Source organism: Marinospirillum minutulum DSM 6287 (genome assembly GCF_000422325.1).
Classification (GTDB): Bacteria; Pseudomonadota; Gammaproteobacteria; order Pseudomonadales; family Halomonadaceae; genus Marinospirillum; species Marinospirillum minutulum.
This window is the reverse complement of the sequence record NZ_AULO01000012.1, coordinates 104,546-124,589: the sequence shown is the minus strand read 5'-3', so window position 1 is coordinate 124,589 and position 20,044 is coordinate 104,546. Positions and strand designations below refer to the sequence as shown.

General features: G+C 41.4%; 19 protein-coding genes and 3 pseudogenes. 9 read left to right on the top strand and 13 right to left on the bottom strand.

Annotated features, from left to right (window positions below; genetic code table 11):
• Positions 1-29: 29 nt before the first annotated feature.
• Positions 30-1,037, bottom strand: a complete 1,008-nt coding sequence (locus tag H571_RS0107590; protein WP_036217894.1) for a TRAP transporter substrate-binding protein — start codon at positions 1,035-1,037, stop codon at positions 30-32.
• A gap of 305 nt (positions 1,038-1,342) precedes the next feature.
• Between H571_RS0107590 and H571_RS14635 the strand changes: the two are divergent.
• Positions 1,343-2,359: pseudogene (locus H571_RS14635) on the top strand (IS30 family transposase).
• A gap of 86 nt (positions 2,360-2,445) precedes the next feature.
• Here the strand turns inward: H571_RS14635 and H571_RS15915 are convergent.
• From H571_RS15915 to H571_RS0107530, 11 genes are all read right to left on the bottom strand, one after another.
• Positions 2,446-2,583 (bottom strand): hypothetical protein, encoded by a 138-nt coding sequence (locus H571_RS15915; RefSeq protein ID WP_156887854.1) that lies wholly within the window; start codon positions 2,581-2,583, stop codon positions 2,446-2,448.
• A gap of 301 nt (positions 2,584-2,884) precedes the next feature.
• Complete coding sequence (gene dmpH / locus H571_RS0107575) at positions 2,885-3,685, bottom strand: 2-oxo-3-hexenedioate decarboxylase (protein WP_027848772.1); 801 nt, start codon at positions 3,683-3,685, stop codon at positions 2,885-2,887.
• Positions 3,685-4,713: a 4-hydroxy-2-oxovalerate aldolase gene (gene dmpG / locus H571_RS0107570; protein WP_027848771.1), complete on the bottom strand. Its 1,029-nt coding sequence runs from the start codon at positions 4,711-4,713 to the stop codon at positions 3,685-3,687. The genes dmpH and dmpG overlap by 1 nt, the downstream gene beginning before the upstream one ends.
• Positions 4,714-4,725: 12 nt before the next feature.
• Positions 4,726-5,637, bottom strand: a complete 912-nt coding sequence (locus H571_RS0107565; protein ID WP_027848770.1) for an acetaldehyde dehydrogenase (acetylating) — start codon at positions 5,635-5,637, stop codon at positions 4,726-4,728.
• A 35-nt stretch (positions 5,638-5,672) separates the two neighbouring features.
• A complete protein-coding gene (gene dmpE / locus H571_RS0107560; protein ID WP_027848769.1) occupies positions 5,673-6,458 on the bottom strand; it encodes a 2-oxopent-4-enoate hydratase in 786 nt (261 codons plus the stop codon).
• Between the two features lie 18 nt (positions 6,459-6,476).
• Positions 6,477-7,802 (bottom strand): TRAP transporter large permease, encoded by a 1,326-nt coding sequence (locus H571_RS0107555; protein WP_027848768.1) that lies wholly within the window; start codon positions 7,800-7,802, stop codon positions 6,477-6,479.
• On the bottom strand, positions 7,795-8,304 hold the full coding sequence (locus H571_RS0107550) for a TRAP transporter small permease (RefSeq protein ID WP_027848767.1): 510 nt from the start codon (positions 8,302-8,304) through the stop codon (positions 7,795-7,797). The genes H571_RS0107555 and H571_RS0107550 overlap by 8 nt, the downstream gene beginning before the upstream one ends.
• Positions 8,305-8,394: 90 nt before the next feature.
• Complete coding sequence (locus tag H571_RS0107545; RefSeq protein WP_027848766.1) at positions 8,395-9,411, bottom strand: TRAP transporter substrate-binding protein; 1,017 nt, start codon at positions 9,409-9,411, stop codon at positions 8,395-8,397.
• A gap of 56 nt (positions 9,412-9,467) precedes the next feature.
• Positions 9,468-10,472 (bottom strand): VOC family protein, encoded by a 1,005-nt coding sequence (locus H571_RS0107540; RefSeq protein WP_027848765.1) that lies wholly within the window; start codon positions 10,470-10,472, stop codon positions 9,468-9,470.
• A 4-nt stretch (positions 10,473-10,476) separates the two neighbouring features.
• Positions 10,477-10,923, bottom strand: a complete 447-nt coding sequence (locus tag H571_RS0107535; protein ID WP_036217891.1) for a lipocalin-like domain-containing protein — start codon at positions 10,921-10,923, stop codon at positions 10,477-10,479.
• A gap of 25 nt (positions 10,924-10,948) precedes the next feature.
• Complete coding sequence (locus H571_RS0107530) at positions 10,949-11,788, bottom strand: alpha/beta fold hydrolase (protein WP_027848763.1); 840 nt, start codon at positions 11,786-11,788, stop codon at positions 10,949-10,951.
• A 235-nt stretch (positions 11,789-12,023) separates the two neighbouring features.
• On the opposite strand from H571_RS0107530, the gene H571_RS0107525 reads away from it, so the two are divergent.
• A complete protein-coding gene (locus tag H571_RS0107525; protein ID WP_169445765.1) occupies positions 12,024-12,716 on the top strand; it encodes a GntR family transcriptional regulator in 693 nt (230 codons plus the stop codon).
• A 230-nt stretch (positions 12,717-12,946) separates the two neighbouring features.
• On the opposite strand, the gene H571_RS16335 is transcribed toward H571_RS0107525, so the two are convergent.
• The gene (locus H571_RS16335; RefSeq protein ID WP_084482746.1) at positions 12,947-13,075 is read right to left on the bottom strand and encodes an ATP-binding protein; all 129 of its coding nucleotides are present in this window, start codon (positions 13,073-13,075) and stop codon (positions 12,947-12,949) included.
• A gap of 5 nt (positions 13,076-13,080) precedes the next feature.
• Here H571_RS16335 and H571_RS16330 point away from each other — a divergent pair, with 5 nt between their 5' ends.
• The 7 genes and pseudogenes from H571_RS16330 to H571_RS0107490 all read left to right on the top strand — a co-directional run bounded on the left by H571_RS16330 (position 13,081) and on the right by H571_RS0107490 (position 20,039).
• Entirely contained in the window at positions 13,081-13,185 is a 105-nt protein-coding gene (locus H571_RS16330; RefSeq protein WP_211219781.1) for a Fic family protein, read from the top strand.
• Positions 13,186-13,543: 358 nt separating this feature from the next.
• Positions 13,544-13,648 (top strand): annotated as a pseudogene (locus H571_RS16325) (Fic family protein); the annotation flags it as partial.
• Positions 13,649-14,300: 652 nt separating this feature from the next.
• Positions 14,301-15,845: a class I SAM-dependent methyltransferase gene (locus H571_RS0107510; RefSeq protein WP_027848761.1), complete on the top strand. Its 1,545-nt coding sequence runs from the start codon at positions 14,301-14,303 to the stop codon at positions 15,843-15,845.
• 139 nt (positions 15,846-15,984) lie between these two features.
• Complete coding sequence (locus tag H571_RS0107505; RefSeq protein ID WP_027848760.1) at positions 15,985-16,743, top strand: transporter substrate-binding domain-containing protein; 759 nt, start codon at positions 15,985-15,987, stop codon at positions 16,741-16,743.
• Positions 16,744-16,799: 56 nt separating this feature from the next.
• The gene (locus tag H571_RS0107500; protein ID WP_027848759.1) at positions 16,800-17,471 is read left to right on the top strand and encodes an amino acid ABC transporter permease; all 672 of its coding nucleotides are present in this window, start codon (positions 16,800-16,802) and stop codon (positions 17,469-17,471) included.
• A gap of 10 nt (positions 17,472-17,481) precedes the next feature.
• Positions 17,482-18,228, top strand: a pseudogene (locus H571_RS14625) (amino acid ABC transporter ATP-binding protein).
• Positions 18,229-18,437: 209 nt separating this feature from the next.
• Positions 18,438-20,039 (top strand): sensor domain-containing diguanylate cyclase, encoded by a 1,602-nt coding sequence (locus tag H571_RS0107490; RefSeq protein WP_051168226.1) that lies wholly within the window; start codon positions 18,438-18,440, stop codon positions 20,037-20,039.
• Positions 20,040-20,044 lie beyond the last annotated feature (5 nt).

Sequence of the window (20,044 nt, the reverse complement as noted above, 5' to 3'; positions counted from 1 at the left end):
ATACCCTTGGTACAGCATGCTTAAATGAGTTACTTCTGCTTACGTACTGCTTCTATTGCTTCAAGATAAGTTGACCAAATCAGCTGACCCTTAGGCACTGTTTCAGCCCATTCATCAATAACAGGATCCAGACGTGTACGCAATAACATAACCTCTTCTTCAGAAGGAACGGTAATAACGTCCTGCGCAGAGGATGCAACCTTTTCACGCAGACGAATATTTTCTCCACCCAGGCTGTCAGACCAGTAGCGAATAAAGTTACGTCCACCCATTTCATTTAAAACCTGACGAACATCTTCTGGTAGTGCCTCATACTTACGTTTATTAATTGTAATAAATACAGGACTAGAACCAAAAGAAGCATCCAGATGCCATTTTACATAGTCTGCCAAACCCCAAGTAAATACGGCATTCCAGTCATTAATACTTCCGGTTAACACATTTTTAGAAAGGTTTTCTGCAATACTTGGCACAGGTAAAGCTACCGGATCAGCATCCAGAATTTTTAAAGCTTTTGCAACTAACGGGCCAGCAGCACGGTAACGATTTCCGGATAAATCTGCAAAAGATTTCAGCGGTTTTGTGGAATGAGCTCTGAGAATACCGGATGACACTATGGCAAACACATAAACATCATCAAACCCTTTTAGCAGGTTTTTTTCATACAAACTCCAAAGACCACTGGAAGCTTCGTAGATATTATTTGCATAGAAAGGAACTTCAACTACCTCAGTTTCAGGAAAGCGACCAGGTGTATAACTGGTAACGCCCCAAGCCATATCAACTAAACCATTTTGAACCGCACTAAAAGTATCTTTAGCATTAACTAAAGTACCACCGGAATACATTTTGATTTTCAGCTTTCCGTTAGTACGCTCTTCAATTTCTTTAAAATAGTTAGCAAATAAATCGGTTGTCATAAAAGCTGTAGGTCCAGCTATATTAGAAAAACGAAGAGTAATTGGCCTTTCATTTGCTAAAGCCGATGAGGAAATGAGTGCGAATGCAAGACCGAATATCAGACTTTTAATTCCCATGGTTATACCTTTTTATATTGTTTTAGGACTGGCAATTTAAAGCCATCACTAAAAATCGCGCAACCAACAATCAATAATTGTGCACCAGGTGAACAACAAGCATAAAAGGATTATAGGAAGATAAACGTAAGCGTTCATTTTAGGGCGTTCTTGACTCATACCTAAATAAGCTATTTAACCTTTTTAATCGGCGTCAGAAGCTCTGTGGAGACTTTGTGTTGTTTACGCCCATTGTCATCTTCGCCTAACACCTTAGGCGCTAACTCTGAGTGCAACACCTAACTTTAATACGTTAAGGTATTGCCATGAATTATACAGAACTTTCCATCGAAGAGCGTGCCACCATTCAAGTGGGGTTAGCTCAAAAGCTTAGTTTAAGAGCCATTGCACGAACACTTGAGCGTAATCCTTCTACGATCTCTCGTGAAGTTAAGCGCAATACAAGCCTGTTTTCTGGCTACCAAGCTCGTAATGCACAATTAATAAAAACCCAGCGCCGTATCCCTTGCCGACCTAAAAATAAGCTTATATTAGGTTCTGAGTTGTTTGATTTCGTTATTTATTTACTGCGCCAGAAGTTCTCACCGCAGTAAATTGCAGGTAGGCTTCGTACTATGAAATTACCAGGATACGAAGACACCTACATGTGTCGTGAAACCATTTACAACGCTATCTATGCGCTGCCAGTGGGTGAGTTAAAAAAAGAACTAATCATCTGTCTGCGCCAAGGTAAGTCAACCCGTAAGCCACGCGCTGGCGGGGTTGATCGACGTGGACAAATCCCTGAGATGGTCAGCATTCATATGCGTCCACCTGAAATTGAAAACCGCGTGATGCCTGGTCACTGGGAAGGCGACCTTATAAAAGGAAAGATGAATGCTTCGGCTGTTGGTACCTTAGTTGAGCGTACCAGTGACTATCTTATTTTAGCCCGAATGCGTGATGCAACAGCGACTTCAGCCGTTGAAGGCTTCAGTGCAGCACTTAACCGAATGCCGCTAGAGCTGCGTAAAAGTATGACCTACGATCAAGGCCGTGAGATGGTAAAGCACGCTGAGATTACACAGAGAGCGGGCGTAGCAATCTACTTCTGTGACCCACACAGCCCTTGGCAGCGTGGTAGTAATGAAAATATCAATGGCTTAATACGTCAGTACTTGCCTAAAGGCACGGACTTATCAGGCGTTACACAGGAAGAGTTGGATGCGATCGCTTACCAGCTTAATATAAGACCCAGACAACGCTTTAATTACGACTGCCCAATTGAAGTGATTAGCAAAGTTTTTAAAGAACAAACAGAAAACCCTGCTTCAACACACTAATGTTGCACTCAGAGTCTGCAACCGCCCACTATCACGCTTTTTCGATTGATTTTGGTTACTAAACTACCTTAAACCCATCTCGGGCTTCAAAGGTTACCTTTCATGCTTAGATGCAGCCTAACTAAAGCCTGAAGGGTTTCTTTTTCACGTAATTCGTCAATACGGCGGCAGATTTGATGGTACAGTTCAAGTAACTGATCCAGTGTAAAAAATTCAAAATTCATGGTGTTTATTCTCTACAGGCTTTATTGTCGCTGGCGGTCGTGGCGATCAATCAACGAGCACAAGGGGTTGTCGGCAAATCGTTCTTTCCACTGCAGTGGGGTCAGTTCGTTAACTTTACTAGCCGGTTGCTGGAATATGTGCTTCTTTAACTTCACCACTACGCCCCTCTAAAATATACAGCTGTGCAATAGGCATGTTAGCTCCAAAATAAATCTTTCAGTATTTTTAAACAGGGTTACAAGCCAATAGGCTCATAGCCTTTTTTTTAGTTAATGCTTACTCACTAAACAACTAAAATTACTAAACAAACTTTGCAGTAATACTGCCTAGGTCTTGGTAACGAATATTGATTGAGTCACCTCGGTTGACCGTTACTGCCGCTGTAATACCGCCGGTCATAATGAATGTGCCTGCTGGAATCTCTTCACCCCGTTCGCCCATCATATTGGCCAGCATGGCAACAGAAGCAGCTGGGTGGCCTAAGACTGCGGCACCGGCACCTGTAGCTACAATTTCACCGTTAATTTCCATAACAACACCTAGGTTTTTAACATCAACATCTTCTAAGCGTGCCATGCGGCCACCGGTAATAAAGCGGCTAGAGCTGGAGTTGTCGGCAATCACACTTTTTAAGTCGAACTTAAAATCTTTGTAACGTGAGTCGATCACTTCTACCGCTGGAATAATAAAGTCAGTGGCTCTTAACACATCACCAATATGGATACCTGGGCCTTTAAGTGGTGCTTTGGTAACAAAAGCAATTTCTGCTTCAATTTTGGGGTGAATCAATTCATCCATCTTGATTTCACCGCCTTCTGGAACGCTGAAGTAATCGGCTAGGTAACCATAGCAAGGTTGCTCTACACCCATTTGGGCCATTTTTGCCCAAGAGGTTAAACCCATTTTCATACCAACAATTTTATGACCACGTGCCACTTTACGGCGGCGTACTTCCCACTGCACATCAAAGGCATCACGGTAGGTCATTTCCGGGTATTTATCGGTGACCTTAATAATTTCTTGTTGCTTAAGCTCTGCATCTTCACAGTAGGTCGCTAACTCATCAATTTGTGCTTTAGTGAGTTTGTTTGTATTTTCCATTAGATTAACCCTTGTTCTTTTGCCATGGTCAGTGCCAGGTCTTCAATCATGTCTTCTTGTCCACCCACGGTACCGCGACGACCCAGTTCAACGAGTAAATCACGAGCGGAGATGCCGTATTTTTCTTCTGCACGTTTAGCAAAAAGCAGAAAAGAGGAGTACACACCGGCATAGCCTAAGGTGAGTGCGTTGCGGTCAACCCGAACCGGGTGATCCATCATGGGCACGACTAAATCTTCGGCCACATCCATAACTTTGAACAAATCAACACCGGTTTCTACACCCATGCGGTCAAGCACTGCACAAAAAACTTCGAGCGGTGTATTACCCGCACCCGCACCTAAACCTGCCACTGATCCATCAATGCGATTAGCGCCCGCTTCAATGGCAGCCAGTGAGTTAGCAATGCCCATACCTAGGTTATGGTGACCGTGAAAACCCACTTCGATGTTTTTGGGTAATTCTTTACGTAGTAAGCCAATACGCTCAGTCACATCATCAGGCAGCATATAACCCGCTGAGTCAGTGGCATAAATACAGTTAGCACCGTATTCCACCATTAACTTAGCTTGTTCCAGGATTTTTTCTGGTTTAACCATGTGCGCCATCATTAAAAAGCCCACCGTGTCCATGCCCATTTTGGCGGCTAGACCTATGTGCTGCTGGCTAACGTCGGCTTCGGTACAGTGGGTGGCCACACGAATACTGGTGACACCACAATCACTGGCCATTTTTAAGTTTTCTACTGTTCCGATACCCGGTAGTAGTAAAGCTGAAATTTTGGCCTGTTTCATTTGTGGTACAACGGCTTTTAAATACTCTTCATCGCTGTGGGCAGGAAAACCGTAGTTAACCGAAGCGCCGCCTAATCCATCACCGTGGGTGACTTCAATCATCGGCATACCGGCTTCATCTAAGCCTTTAGCAATGCTGACCATTTCTTCAATGGAGATTTGGTGCTGTTTAGCGTGCATACCATCGCGCAGGCTCATGTCGTGCAATGTGACTTTTTTACCTTGCAGATTCATCTTATATCTCCCCTAGCCGCGTGCTGGCAAAGTGATGGTTTTATTAGCCGCTTCTTCAGCAAACATTTCAGCGGTGCGAAGTGCCGCAGCGGTCATGATGTCAAGGTTGCCGGCGTACTTAGGTAAGAAATCACCTAGGCCTTCGACCTGCATAAAACAAGACACACGATTACCATCAAAGATGGGGCCATTCACTAATTGGTAACCCGGTACATAGCGTTGTACTTCTTTAACCATGGCGTGGATTAATTCAGTAATTTTTGCTTGATCTGGCGTGGTTTCAGTTAGGCAATGCACGGTATCACGCATCATTAAAGGTGGCTCGGCAGGGTTAATAACAATGATTGCCTTACCCTTTTTAGCACCACCCACCTGCTCTACACCGCTGGCAGTGGTACGGGTGAACTCATCAATATTAACGCGTGTACCAGGCCCTACTGAGCGTGAAGAAACGGTGGCAACAATTTCACCGTATTCAACTGGTTGCACACGTGAAATAGCCGCGACCATAGGAATGGTGGCTTGCCCACCACAGGTGACCATATTCACGTTCATGGCTAGGTTTTTGGTCTGCTCAACCAAGTTCACCGGTGGCACACAAAAAGGGCCGATGGCAGCAGGAGTCAGGTCAATCATAATCACTCCTAGCTCATTTAATTTACGGCTGTTTTCAGCGTGCACATAGGCTGAGGTGGCATCAAAGGCAATACGAATGTCATCTGTAATAATGTGTTCTAAAATTCCATCCACACCTGTAGAGCAGGTTTTTATGCCCATGGCCTCAGCACGCTTTAGACCTTCAGAGGTCGGGTCAATACCCACCATCCAAACGGGTTCTATCCACTCGGAGCGCTGCATTTTCATCAGTAGATCGGTGCCGATATTACCAGGTCCAATAATCACTGCTTTAAGTTTTTTGCTCATATCTATTTCGCTTTTTCTGCTTGATTGGATGTGGTTTAAACAAAACGCACAGAAGCGTTACCGATACCGCCAATACTGAGGCTCATATGATCACCCGCTTTTACTGGCACTAGCGGTACCAATGAGCCAGAAAGAATCACTTCGCCTGCTTTAAGTGGAATACCAAAATGACCGAGGGTATTAGCCAACCAAGCAACGCAGTTAACAGGGCTACCTAAGGCAGCTGCGCCTGCTCCGGTGCTAATCACCGAACCATTTTTCTCTACCACCATGCCACAAGTAGCTAAATCAACTTTTGTTGGGCTAATGGCTTGGTCACCTAGGATAAACAAACCACAAGAAGCGTTGTCAGCGACGGTATCTTGAATTTTGATTTCCCAGTTTTCAATGCGTGAGTCCACCACTTCAAAGCAGGGCATAACGCAGTCAGTGGCAGCCAATACATCGGCATTAGTCACACCCGGGCCCATTAAGTCTTTTTTAAGGATAAAGGCAATTTCACCTTCAGCTCTTGGCTGCATCAGCAGTTGGCTGATGGGCATTTCTTCGCCTTGGCTAAAGGCCATTTTGTCGGTTAAATAACCAAAATCAGGCTGGTGAACATTCAACATGTCTTGCACAGCTTTAGAGGTAACACCAATTTTTTTACCAATGATGCTTTCACCTGCAGCAAGGCGTAGCTCTAACATGCGCAGTGAAATTTGATAGGCATCTTCAACGCTAATGTTAGGGAAGCGTTCGGTTAAGGGGCGAATCGCTTGACGATTAACCATGGCTTGGTACAGCTCATCACCACAGCTTTGAATAAGTTCATTATTCATTAATTTCTCACTTAAGGTTTATAGCAACACTAGAACAATGCCAGGAACAAAAATAATCAATGCAAGGCGTAAAATATCCGCAACCCAAAATGGAGTTACTCCTTTAAATATTGTCCCCGTTGAAATATCACCAACCACTGACTGTAAAATAAATACATTCATACCAATTGGTGGTGTAATCATGCCTATCTCTGTAACTACTACCACAAAGATACCAAACCAAATTGGGTCGTAACCTAACTGGGTAATTACTGGAAAGAAAATAGGTACCGTCAATAATAATAGTGACAAGCTTTCAAACACACATCCCAAAGCGATATAAATCAAAGCAATAACTAGAATAATAGCCAAGGATGGCCATCCAAGGCTATTAACAAAACTTACTAAAATCTCTGGTAGGTTTGCCAAATTCATAAAATTAGAAAATAACGCTGCTCCAATTAAAACAAGAAATAAACCAGCAGAAGTTAAAGAAGTATCTCGCAGCACTTCTAAAGTATCGACCCAACTTAAACGTCTTCTGGAAAGCGCAATTAATAAAGCACCCATGGCACCTATTCCAGCAACTTCAGTGGGTGAAAAGGTTAAATTAAGTGGTTCAAAGTCGAAAATTCCATACAGTCCACCAATAATAATGACAAAGAGTAATACCACAGCCCAAACTGATACCAAAGCTTTACCGCGCTCACGCCAGCTATGTGTTTTACCTCTAGGACCTGATTCAGGTTTAAAAAACACTGTCCAACGTACTGCTAACAAGTAAAATATAATCCCTATCAAACCTGGAACAATACCAGCAATAAATAACTTGGCTATAGAAGTTTCAGTAAGTAATCCATAAATAACTAAAATAACAGAAGGTGGAATTAAAATTCCTAAAGTACCTCCAGCAGCAACTGAAGCTGTTGAAAGTTGATCTGAATATCCATAGCGTCGCATTTCTGGAATCGCTACTTTTGACATAGTTGCAGCTGTAGCTAGTGATGAGCCACTAATTGCCGAAAATCCACCACAAGCAACAACTGTTGCCATAGCTAAACCACCACGCATATGACCAAGGAAGGTATTTCCCACAGCATAAAGCTCACGACTTAAACCACCTTTGTTAATAAGCAAACCCATCAATACAAATAAAGGAATAACGGAAAGACCATAGTCCTGTGCAGTATCTGAAATCTGGCGCGCTGCCATAGATACAGCGGGAATATATGAAGAAAGCTCAAACATACCACCACGCTCATGTGCAATACCTAACACTCCGATAAATCCCATCGCAAAAGCTATAGGCACACGTAGGAACGCTAGAACTAGTACGCAAAATAAACCTATCAATGCTTCAAACATTGGTTTTGCCTCCAGGAACCTTACCAAACAACACTAAAAGTCCTTTGACCAACGTTGCTATAGCTGTAATTGCAACTGCAAAGGTTATAAAACCAAGTACCCAATATTGTGGAAGACGTAAAAACTCAGTTACCTCACCATAACTATGCGTTCGTTCAACAAGCACCCACAAGCGTTGTACTGGCCAATACAAAACAATGCCAATAAAGATATCAATTAAACCTAGCTGAACGCGTTCAACTCCCCAGGAGCGGAACAATGTATCTAATAAATCAACAGAAATAGCACCCTGACGAACCATCATGACTGGCAATGAAGAAAACACCATTATTGCCATGAAAACACGTGTTAGTTCAGTAGAAACCTGAATAGGTGCGTTAAATAAAGATCGCATCATGACATCTGAAAATGTCATTAACATCATTGAAAAAAGTGCAATAGAAGCTAGGAGCATTAACATAAAATCAGTATAACGGGTCAGTCTTTTTAGTAACAACAACATCACCGTGCCCTCCATTAACCTAATTAAATAAGCTTTTATCCCCGACTCTTAAATGCTTAATCAACTTATTGAATCGGGGGATAAATCTAATTATTTTTCATTAGCTGCATTTTTTAATATTTCAACTACAGCTTCAGTATTAATACCTTTTGCTTTAGCTTCATTAATAATATCTTGAGTAACTTTCGCAGTCTTACGAACAAATTCAGCCTGATCTGACTTGTTAGCAGCATTAATAGTGTTACCTTCTGTTTCCAAAGTACCTATTATGCCAACCTCATCAATCTCATCCCAAATACGCCCTAGCTCACGACTTAACGGCTCACCAAATACTTTCTCATCTAGCTTTTGTCGAATATCGATAGGTAAAGCATTAAAAACATCCTCGTTCATAACAAAAGCGAATGAAAAACGCCCAAAACCACCAGGCATCGTATAAGCATTTTGAGCTATCTCTGTTAGACGAAAGCCAACCCGAGCTTCAAGTGGCATTAAGACACCATCTGCAGCATTAGAAGATAAAGTTTCATAGACTTTGGGAGCGGGTACTTGAATACCACTAGCGCCTAATTCATTTAACATTCTAGCCATAGCGTCACCAGTACTACGCAACTTCATACCTTCGACTTGCTTCAGTTGAGTCACTTTTTTGTTGGAATGAAGCTGTGCTGCACCATTGGTATGTAGAGCTAATAATTTTAATCCACGGTGTTCATTAGCTTTTTTCATATACTTATCATAAGCACGCCAATACGCTGCAGATAAAGCTTCTGTGGAAGCTGTATAACCAGGTAGCTCTGCAAGCTTAGTGCTAGGAAAACGCCCTGGTTGATATGAGTGTGCAATGATTGCTACATCTGCAATACCATCTTGGATTAAGTCAGTTTGTGCAGGCGGTGGCCCTAAATCCAACTTCAACTCAGCAGTTACACGACCATCTGTCGCTTCTTCAATCATTTCAATAAAACGTGGCCACATTTTTGCATTAATACCGTGCTGAGGTGATGCCCAACTAGAAATAATTAGTTTGTGGTCAGCTGCCATTGCAGCTAGTGGTGGCATGATTGCTAAGCAACCCAAAACCAAACCTGAAATAATCTTTTTCATCTTATTAACCTCTATTATTGTTGTTTAGGTAGCTAGTTTCTTTCTACCCTGAGTATTTATTTTTTGCTACGAAGAAAACTCTCCCACCATTCACAGTTTGTAGGCATTTCAAAGTGATTGCCTGGTAAAACTTGCATAGGTTGACGTAGTCCTATCTCAGCATTACGCTTTTGCTGTTCACGTGCTATAGCATTAGCTTCATCACTTAACCAACTACGGTTATGCCCCCAAATACTAGGACCATCAACCAACTCAAAAGGTTGGCAATTACGAGGATCAACTTCTTTACCACCCCAACCGTACTCAACCATAAATTTAGAAGGTGAGTAAGTGTAAAAAGAAGTCATATAATCATTGGTATGTCGACCTAGGGTTACACCTATCTCCTCATCTCGATGGTCAGCTAAATCATAGGCATGGCCGACATCATCAAACTGCATTAGCTCCATCATGATGTGGTGTACTCCTTTCTCACCAGTTTCAACCAAGGCTAGACTATGGTGACGAGGGTTAACGTGAAGAAAATAAGCTTTGAAGGGTTGTAGTACATAGTCAGAAATACCAAAACCCAATATTTTGGTATAAAAAGGCAATAGATCCTCTAAACTTTTGCAGGTCAATACAGCATGACCAAGACCATGTACACCGGTGCGAAATCCACCGATATCACGACCAGGGCTGAAAGCTTCACTAGCTATTTCAGCTCCATAGAATATCTCTATCCTATTACCACCTGGATCTAAGAACCAAACTAATTCACGAACAAATCGCTGTTGTGCTAAAATACCATTATCGTGATGAACAGTTATTCCAGCAGCTTCTACTTTTGCTGCTATACCTTGTAGTGCTGCACTATCTAGTACTTCCCAACCAAAATACTGTAAAGATGATTTACCATTTTCTTCTACATAAAGACGCTGCCTGCGATCATCCATACGAAAAGCTGTTGTTTTATTTGACTTATCAACTGCTTGTAAGCCAAGTAATTTGGTACCGTAGTCCTCCCAATCAGAAAGGTTTTCTGCATTAATACCAAGGTAACCTAAAGATAAGATCTGCATCTTATTACACCTCTTTTTTGTTTTTTGGAGTCATACGTCGCCACTCTAAAATTGCTTTCCTCGCCTCAGGAGACCCTTCCTCTAGTCGGGCAATTAGTTTTAGACTATCGTCTTCTAAACATACTTGACGTTTTTGAGTAACCCCTTTCCAGTTAGGGAAGGATGCAATCTCTATATCATGAAAGACACTATCGCCGTCAACTCGGTAAGTACCTGTGTAAAACAAACTGGTTTCATAGGCATGTGCTTTTTCCCTATTGTCAGAATCCCACTGTCCACCAGTTGTAAAAGGTGCACGAGTGTCATCAATAACCATTATAGTGACTCGACCATCACGGTATTCGGCAAAGCCACTGACTTTATCACCCATGGGTAAAACGACACGCCCGTCATCGTATTCTTGACGCCAAGATAAAAGACTCCAACGCCCCTCAAGGCTTAATTTTTTCATGTAAATCTCCTATTTTTATACTTTTTTATTTTCTAGCTTTATGTTGAGAGAGAAACGGCTTTACGATATCGAGAAACTCTTTACCTTTTTCAATTTGTACCCAATGTCCACACTGATCAATTGGATATAACTCTGCATTTGGTAAACGCTGAGCTAAAATTTTAGATACAGCAAAAGGGATCACCTGATCATCTTTTCCATGAATAATGATTGTCGGCTGCTCTATCTTGAGTAGCTCTTTATTGCTAAGTGATAAACGCTCGACACCTTCTTGACGAGGTGTTGGAAACAGACTTGAAAAACGCTCTTGTACATCAGCTCTAATGCTTGCCCGATAACGCATTTCAACCAAATCATCACTAATGATTGACTGATCGTAAGCAAATATATGTAACAACTCACTCATTGCTTCAGGTGATGGCTCATAACCCCATACTTTCTCTAACCCATTAGTAATCGGGAAACTAACACCCACTGAGCCCATTAAAACTAATTTATTAACGCGGCTTGGATTTAAACTCGCTGTTTTTAATGCAATAGCTCCACCGAAAGAATTCCCTATAATAGTTACTTTCTCTAGGTCTAATGCATCTAACAAACCTATAACTTGACGCACCCAGCTTTCTGAAGTTGCAGAAAAATCTGCCGGTGCTTGGGTATAACCAAAACCTGCCATATCTGGTGCAATAACTCGATTATTCTTAGCTAACTCAGGGATAATCGTACGCCAATTAGCCCATGCTGTTACCCCTGGACCTGATCCATGAATAAGCAAAATTGGCTCACCCTCCCCCTCATCATGGAAATTAATATTTACCCCTTCAACAGTTAATGATTTGCCAATTTCAGGGCTAGCTATACTCATATTTCATCCTCGCTTAAGGTGGACACTCCTACATCCATCGCAGGAGATGACTAGAATTAATATGAAAACTAACAGACGGTATAACACACTGTCAATAGTAGATTATGTAAAGGATTATATCATACACTTATTCTGATAGATGCTATTATTACCAAAGCCAGCACAAAGCAAATCTTGGCTTTGGGTATTGTTTTCACCTATGATCATCAAAATTAAAATAAGGACAAATAATTCTATGCCCATACTTTTAAAAAACACTCGAAGCACACTAAGACGCTCTCTAGCCAACGATCTGACTAACCATTTACGTAATGACATTCTTACTGGACGCAAGAAACCAGGTGACTACTTACGTCTACAAGAACTCAGTGATGAGTTTCAGGTAAGCCTAAGTCCTATTCGTGAAAGCTTGTCTGTACTATCAAGTGAAGGATTAGTTGAACAGGTAGGACAGCGTGGACATAAAGTAGCCCCTCTTTTACGTGACCACTTCATCGATGCTACTCGTGCACGTATTGCGCTTGGCACACTATGTTTACGCATCTCTATTGAAAAAGGTGGTGACGACTGGGAAGCTAGTGTCGTTTCTAGTTTTTGGAAATTAAACAAGATAGAGCAATCAGTCTGGGAAGATGGCACTGTAGCGCAATGGGAAAAACATCATCATCGCTTTCACGAATCATTAGTTGGTGGTTGCCAGTCTGCAATGCTTTTAGAGTTCAGCCAGATATCTCGTCGTGTCACAGACCGTTTTCGTAGAGTCTGTATCCAAAAAACCTCACCTGACCAGAAAGTTTGGAAAGAACATGAAACTATCTATGAGTTAACTATTGCCCGTCGAAGTGAAGAAGCTTGTGAAGCTTTAGCTGCACATATTCAAAGAGCATCAGATCGCATCTTACAAGAAGCCTCATCGATGATGGAGTAGTTATATTTTAAAAAAATTAAGCTCAAAAAAAACTGCAAATTTTTTTTCAGCGCAAAAAGTTAGCTCAGTTTGATTGGGCCTATACTCTTGACTTGCTATTAAAAAGCGAGATGCCTTTTTCATAACGCTTTGCAATCACAATACAATAATTAGCTTAATCACGTCTGGAGGGTAAATACCCTATATCATCAATAATCAGTAGCTTATTACTACATGCTGCAAATAGCTTTTTAACTTATGTGTCGCAGTAAATCAGGTGCAATAATAAACCTTACCTTTATTTTGTCTTGGATTGCTAAATAACCCAAGGTGATGGCTAGCTGAGTTTTACCGATACCGCCGGAGCTCAACGTAACCACATTTTATGCCATACTATAAAGTTAGGCATAATCAGTTCACTTTCCACTATGAGCTTGAGTTTATCCATCCTTTTGCCGATGGTAATGGCAGTATCGGGCGTATCTGGTAAAGCCTAATTTTAGCTAAATGGAATCCATTGTTTGCCAATTTACCAATTGAATCTTTAGTTTTTGTGCACCAAGAAGGATACTATGGCGCTATTTCTGCTAGCACAACGCAAACTGATAGTGCACCTTTTGTAAAATCATGCTGGGCATTATTGCTGAAACTTTGAGTGCTAAAATCTCAGAAACAGCAACACCAATTTACAAGCAAGCACTTGACCAGCGGCAAGAGTAAGCATTAGCAGCTAAAATTATGTTGCTGTTACAAAACAAGCCTCTCAGCAAGTCTTAACTAGCAGGTTTTTTAGGACATAAAAGTGTGTCGGGTGAGCTAAACAAGCAAGTAAAGCACTACTTAACCTTGCTTATATTGAGATGACTATCCCTGATAAGCCGAGCAGCCGCTTGCAAAAATACCGTTTAAGTACAAAGCATTTGGTACCAAACATCAAAGATTCAATCTTCTAGTTCAATAGTATACGTACTTGTTAATGTGCGCAGGCCGCATTTAAGAGTAGTGTAACAACCTGCTTAACTAGTACTAAACTTATCAAAACAGACCGAAGGTCATTTCTTTTTTACAAACCCTGTGACGCAACCAAAGAGCTTTAACCAACTTTAATGTACTTCGAGCTGGCAGGTGCTTTTCTAAAAAAACGCCCTAATATGGTGGATTAAGACACTTTTAGTCAATTTTAAACCTTTTAAAAGGGTTTAGATTCATCACTCTCATAACCGTCGTTGGTTCAAATCCAGCCCCCGCTACCAAGATTTATTAAGGCAGATCAATCATTTAGATTGATCTGCCTTTTTTTATGTCTAGTTAAAAATATTCCTGTGACGCTTTTGTGCCCAAACTGTGCCTAAAAATTGATCTGTTGTTTTTTTATGTGTTTGATAAATGACCTTAGGGTTTTATAGATACTAAAATTTAGTGTACGTCTTGAGTACAAGCAACCAAGCCTTCTATTGTTTCCAATATATTTAAGTAAGTAGTAGGAAGCAATGCTAGATGTACTCATTATGTCGATTCTGTCGCTGAATAATCTTAACAACTGCTTTACTCTTTATTTATTACACTAGCAAAAATTAAACCTAACACCTTTTAAGGGAAAAGCGCATGAATGAATTAAACGACTGGACTAGTGGTTATGTCACCGATATAGGCTACACCTTTGGCTATTACAGTGAACTTAACCCGCTTGCTCTTAAACTAGCATTTCTTAATAGTGGCATTATTCCGCCAGAGGTAGGTTATGCTTGCGAGCTAGGCTTTGGCCAAGGTTTAAGCACTAATATTCATGCTGCGGGTTCACTGGTGCACTGGCACGGTAACGATTTTAACCCAGCGCAAACTGCTCATGCGCATGAACTAGCTGCTGCTTCAGGTGCTAAAGTAGACCTAGTAGATGACAGTTTTGCCGAGTTTGTTAACCGCCCAGATTTACCAGAATTTGATTACATAGGCTTGCATGGTATTTGGAGTTGGATAAGTGATGAAAACCGCAACCACCTTGTTGAATTTATTCGTAAAAAGCTAAAAGTTGGTGGTGTTGTCTATATTAGCTACAACACCCTACCAGGTTGGAGCGCGTTTGCACCGGTGCGCTACCTAATGACAGAACACGCAGAACTAGTTGGTGCTGAAGGGCAGGGTATTTTAGGGCGTATTGATGAATCACTCCTATTTACAGAAAAACTGTTAGCTGCTAGTCCAGCTTATGCCCGCGCTAATCCCCAAGTGGGGGAGCGTATTAAAAACCTTAAACAACAAAACCGCCAATACTTAGCTCACGAATACTTTAACCGAGACTGGCAACCTATGAGCTTTTCTAGTGTTAAAGATTGGCTAGCGCCCACCAAGCTAAGCTACGCCTGTTCTGCCAATTTGCTAGACCATGTAGACGAAATAAATTTTTCTCAAGAACAACTAGCCTTATTGCAGTCGGTGAATGACCCGCAGCTTCGTGAAACAACGAAAGATTTTATGGTTAATCAGCAATTCCGTCGTGACTATTGGGTAAAAGGTGGACGCCGCCTATTACCACAACAACAGCTAACTAGGCTGCGTCAATTCGCTTGCGTGTTAGTAGTTCCCCCCAACAGTATTTCAATGAAGTTTCAGGCCAGTCAGGGCGAAGTTAGTATGACTGAGTCAATTTATCTACCCATCATTCAACTTCTTTCTAATCACCAACCTATCACCTTAGGCGAGTTACACCAGCAGTTAGCCAGCAAGGCAATTTCTTTTACTCAAATGTTTCAGGCAATAGTAGTGCTAGCAGGTCGTGGCTGCTTAGCAGCAGTGCAAAATGAAGAAACCGTTGCCAAGGTAAAAGAAAGCAGTCAACGCTTAAACAACTACCTTTTAAATGGTGCCTGCAACGGCAGCGAAATTAGCTATTTAGTCAGTCCATTATTAGGCGGCGGAATAAGTGCTAGCCGCATTGAACAATTATTAATTTCTGCTTACATAAATGGCGAGCAAACACCCACAGCTATGGCAAAAAAGGCTTGGTTCTACTTAAAAGAATTAGGTCAAAGCTTAATAAAAGACGGTGAAGCGATTAATGAAGAAGGTGAAAACTTAGCAGAAATGCAGCGTTATGCAGAATTATTTGTAGCAACTCGCCTGCCAATTTTTCAAGCATTATTAATAGTTTGACAAGGCTTTTTTTACACTAAACCTTTAACCTCCTGCCGCTTCATAGTATCGTAATAAAACGACTGTTTCGGCAGAATTTTTTAAAATAAGAACAAGAGCCCTTGGCAACTTCCAAGCGGTCTCTGAGAAAGGAGCTAAGATGCCTACAAAATGGATAAAAGCACTAGGTTTAGGTGTAGCTTTCACCTTTGCAACAACCCTAGCTAACGCAGCCACTTTAAAAGCTTTAACAGACCCCAGCTTTGTACCCTTTGAAATGATGGACCCAGCAACGGGTGAAATGATAGGTTTTGATATGGACATTCTAGCCGAAGTTGCCAAGCGTGCAGGCTTTGAATACAACCTTAAAACCATGGATTTCAACGGCATTATTCCCGCCTTGCAAACCCGTAATACCGATATCGCCTTAGCGGGTATCACCATTACTGAAGAAAGAGAAAAGGTAGTCGATTTTTCAGACCCCTACTACGACTCAGGCTTGCGTATTCTTGTACGCTCTAATAACAACCAAGTACAAAGCGTAGAAGACCTAAAAGGAAAAAAAGTAGGCACTAAAATTGGTAGCACCAGCTACAACTTTTTAATTGAAAAGCTAGGTGAGGGCAGTGGTGTTACCCCCTACCCAGGCAGTTCAGATATGTATATGGCATTAATGTCTGGCGCTATCGATGCAGTTTTTTATGACGCACCCAATGTTGGCTACTTTTCTAGCACCAAAGGTAAAGGCCGTACCAAGGTTACAGGCCCTTTATATGAAGGCCAGCAGTACGGTATAGCACTGGTTAGTGGTAGCCCTTGGGTTGAAAAAATAAACCAAGCTTTAGCTGAAATAAAAGCTGATGGTACTTATAAAAATATCTACGAAAAGTGGTTCGGTGCAATGCCTGAAACTAAATAAATTTGTACAAGGCCGGTTAATCCGGCCTTTTCTTATAGTTAACGGAGCCTAATCACGTGGATAACCAGTTCGAGTTTGACTGGCAAGCAGCATTCAATTCAGTGCCTTTTCTTTTAAAAGGTCTACCTTACACCCTAATGATTTCCTTTGGCGGTTTAGTTATAGGTTTTTTATTAGGCATACTCTTTGGGTTACTCAGCCTTAATAAAAAATGGTACTTCCGCTGGCCAGCCACAGCCTATATTGAAATTTTTCGTGGCACACCCATTTTAGTTCAGGTGCTATTTATCTTTTACGGCTTGCCCGATTTAATTGGCGCACCAATAGACCCAGTAACCGCATCCATAGTTGCCATAGCATTTAACTCAGGTGCTTACATTTCAGAAGTGGTACGTGGCGGTGTGCAATCCATTGCCAAAGGCCAACAAGAAGCAGGGCTTTCACTTGGCTTAACACGGGTACAAACCTTTTGGTATATCACCTGGCCACAAGCCTTTCGGCGAATGATTCCACCACTAGGTAATCAAGCCATAGTTAGCATTAAAGACACTTCGCTATTTTCAGTCATTGGCGTGGGTGAATTGGTACGCCAAGGGCAGGTTTATATAGCAAACACCTTCACAGCCTTTGAAGTCTACTTTGCTGTAGCCATTATTTATTTAGGTATTACGCTATCACTTTCTTTACTGCTACGCATTTACGAACACCGCAGCAAGTCTGCAGTTTAAGGGTAACTCCATGCCTTACATTGTTAACATAGAAAAACTTAACAAACACTTTGGGCAGCTGCATGTGCTTAAAGATATCGACTTACAAGTAACTCAAGGTGAAGTGCTGGTTATTATTGGCGCTAGTGGTTCAGGAAAATCGACTTTAATTCGTTGCATCAACGGCCTAGAAGAATACGACTCAGGCGAACTCAAGGTAGATGGTCATAAGCTAGAGCCTAAGGGTAAAAGCCAGCAGGCACTTAACACCATTCGCAAAGAAGTAGGAATGGTGTTCCAACAGTTCAATCTCTTTCCCCACCTAACCGTGCAGCGCAATATCATGCTGGCACCTTTAAAGGTAAGAAATAAAAACACTCAGGATGCAGCCAAGCTAGCAGACAAACTATTAGCAAGGGTAGGCATTGCCAACCAAGCACACAAACACCCAGAGCAGCTTTCAGGCGGCCAACAACAGCGTGTAGCCATTGCCAGAGCCTTAGCAATGGAGCCGCGTTTAATGTTGTTTGATGAACCCACCTCAGCCCTAGACCCAGAAATGGTTGGCGAAGTGCTTGATGTAATGCGTGACCTAGCTAAAGAAGGCATGACTATGCTGGTAGTTACTCACGAAATGGGTTTTGCCTGAGAAGTAGCAGACCGTGTAATTTACATTCACGAAGGCTGCATTGTTGAAGAAGGCACGCCAGAAGAAATTTTTGATAACGCCCAAAATGAACGTACCCAAGCCTTCCTTTCACGGGTTTTATCAAACTAATAAAAGCAGCCTAAACTTAGGCTGCTTTCTTTTGATTTATTTTAAATATATTTTTCTAGATTATTATTTCCTCGTATAATCATAAGAATGCTTTATCCTAACGTTAAGTCATTCTTGTGATTAGCTCTCATGGCTTCATCCGTTAAATAAGTTAAATTCATGTTATAAATATGCCATTTAGATGGTTAAGCCTTTAGAGTAACCTAACCATGCTGCCTACGCCCTTCTACTCTCGAATGCTGAACATTAAAACTCTAATAGTTTTTTTAGCATTTTTAGTTATGTTCATTACTCTGGTTAATACACTTTATGCTAGCTACAAAGTACAAAAAAACCAGTTAATTAAGCACACCCTAGACACCAACCAGGCTTACACTCAAAAGTTAGCAGCAGCTACAGATGACTTAATAAATGCCGCTTACGAGCAACTAGGGTTTGCAGCTAACATTATTGGCACAAATTTTTCAGACCTTTCTGTGCTTATGCAAGAAGTAGAACGAATTCAGTACCAAACACGAACCTTCAACTCAGTCACAGTTGTTAGCAAAGAAGGTGAAATTCTGGCCGCTTCTTCGAACAGACTCAACATTATTGGCTTAACCCTAACTGTTGGCGGTGGCCCAGAAGCCATAGCAGTTAAAAAACCCTTGGTAGGCACACCCCACCTAACGCGTGCAGGTGAATTGTTATTACTTATTTCTTACCCTATATTTAATGCTAAAGGTGAGTACTTAGGCTATTTGGGCGGCAGCCTCTACCTTAAAAAAGATAGCATTTTAAATGAGCTATTAGGGGAGCATTTCCACCAAGATGGCTCTTATATTTATGTTGTTGATAAAAACAAACAACTTATTTACCACCCTGAACAAGCTAAAGTTGGTGAGTTTGTTTTAGATAATGCAGCCATTAATAAGGTTATCAATAATGAAAGTGGTTCTATTCAGCTAACAACAAGTAATGGCATTGAAATGCTTGCTGGATTTTCTACAATTAAAACAGCAGGTTGGGGCGTAATTGCCCAGCGCCCTTTAAAGACAACATTAAGTTCACTCGATGAGTTAATGATTCAGGTTGGCTATTACACCCTTCCTTTAGTTTTATTTACCTTGGTGTTAATAGGGTTATTAGCTAATTATATTTCTCGCCCTTTATGCAGGCTAGCAAGCATTGCAGGCAAGATGAATTCATCAAAAGCTGAAGCTAATTTAATGAATATCAAGGCTTGGTATTTTGAAATAAGTGAACTTAAAAAAGCCATGTTAGAAGGCTTAGGGCTTAATAACAACCAAATTATTCAGCTAAAAGAAGATGCCGCTACCGATCCTTTAACCGGTGCAGTCAATCGGCGCAGCTTGCACCTGCTACTAAAAAAACTAGAGCAAAAGAACATTCCTATCTCTGCACTGGTTATCGACATAGATCACTTTAAAGCCGTTAATGACACCTTTGGTCATGCCCTTGGTGACAAGGTTTTAATAGAACTTACTCAGCTAATGCAAAAGGTATCTAGAAAACAAGATATAGTAGCTAGAACTGGTGGTGAGGAATTTCTTTTAATTTTACCTAGTACACCCAGCGACCTAGCTTGGACTATAGCGGAAAGGCTGCGAGAAAGAGTGGCTAAAATGCAAATAGAGCCAGTAGGTAAGCTAACGGTATCTATTGGTATAGCAACCAGCTCTAAGCACATCAAGTCTAACGAAGAGCTGCTAAAAAGAGCCGACCTTGCTATGTACCAAGCAAAAAAGCTTGGGCGTAATCGTTGTGAAGTTTTTGACACATCAAAAAAAGCACACATACACCCAAACTAATTTAA

What these genes read in the sequence shown, in the direction of transcription:
- H571_RS0107530 (WP_027848763.1), bottom strand. Translation starts at nt 11,788, where the DNA reads ATGAGTATAGCTAGCCCTGAAATTGGCAAATCATTAACTGTTGAAGGG.
- H571_RS0107550 (WP_027848767.1), bottom strand. Translation starts at nt 8,304, where the DNA reads ATGTTGTTGTTACTAAAAAGACTGACCCGTTATACTGATTTTATGTTA.
- H571_RS15915 (WP_156887854.1), bottom strand. Translation starts at nt 2,583, where the DNA reads ATGAATTTTGAATTTTTTACACTGGATCAGTTACTTGAACTGTACCAT.
- H571_RS0107505 (WP_027848760.1), top strand. Translation starts at nt 15,985, where the DNA reads ATGCCTACAAAATGGATAAAAGCACTAGGTTTAGGTGTAGCTTTCACC.
- dmpG (WP_027848771.1), bottom strand. Translation starts at nt 4,713, where the DNA reads ATGAATCTGCAAGGTAAAAAAGTCACATTGCACGACATGAGCCTGCGC.
- H571_RS0107540 (WP_027848765.1), bottom strand. Translation starts at nt 10,472, where the DNA reads ATGCAGATCTTATCTTTAGGTTACCTTGGTATTAATGCAGAAAACCTT.
- dmpH (WP_027848772.1), bottom strand. Translation starts at nt 3,685, where the DNA reads ATGGAAAATACAAACAAACTCACTAAAGCACAAATTGATGAGTTAGCG.
- H571_RS0107525 (WP_169445765.1), top strand. Translation starts at nt 12,024, where the DNA reads ATGCCCATACTTTTAAAAAACACTCGAAGCACACTAAGACGCTCTCTA.
- H571_RS0107490 (WP_051168226.1), top strand. Translation starts at nt 18,438, where the DNA reads ATGCTGCCTACGCCCTTCTACTCTCGAATGCTGAACATTAAAACTCTA.
- H571_RS0107555 (WP_027848768.1), bottom strand. Translation starts at nt 7,802, where the DNA reads ATGTTTGAAGCATTGATAGGTTTATTTTGCGTACTAGTTCTAGCGTTC.
- dmpE (WP_027848769.1), bottom strand. Translation starts at nt 6,458, where the DNA reads ATGAATAATGAACTTATTCAAAGCTGTGGTGATGAGCTGTACCAAGCC.
- H571_RS0107545 (WP_027848766.1), bottom strand. Translation starts at nt 9,411, where the DNA reads ATGAAAAAGATTATTTCAGGTTTGGTTTTGGGTTGCTTAGCAATCATG.
- H571_RS16330 (WP_211219781.1), top strand. Translation starts at nt 13,081, where the DNA reads ATGCCATACTATAAAGTTAGGCATAATCAGTTCACTTTCCACTATGAG.
- H571_RS0107535 (WP_036217891.1), bottom strand. Translation starts at nt 10,923, where the DNA reads ATGAAAAAATTAAGCCTTGAGGGGCGTTGGAGTCTTTTATCTTGGCGT.
- H571_RS0107590 (WP_036217894.1), bottom strand. Translation starts at nt 1,037, where the DNA reads ATGGGAATTAAAAGTCTGATATTCGGTCTTGCATTCGCACTCATTTCC.
- H571_RS0107510 (WP_027848761.1), top strand. Translation starts at nt 14,301, where the DNA reads ATGAATGAATTAAACGACTGGACTAGTGGTTATGTCACCGATATAGGC.
- H571_RS0107565 (WP_027848770.1), bottom strand. Translation starts at nt 5,637, where the DNA reads ATGAGCAAAAAACTTAAAGCAGTGATTATTGGACCTGGTAATATCGGC.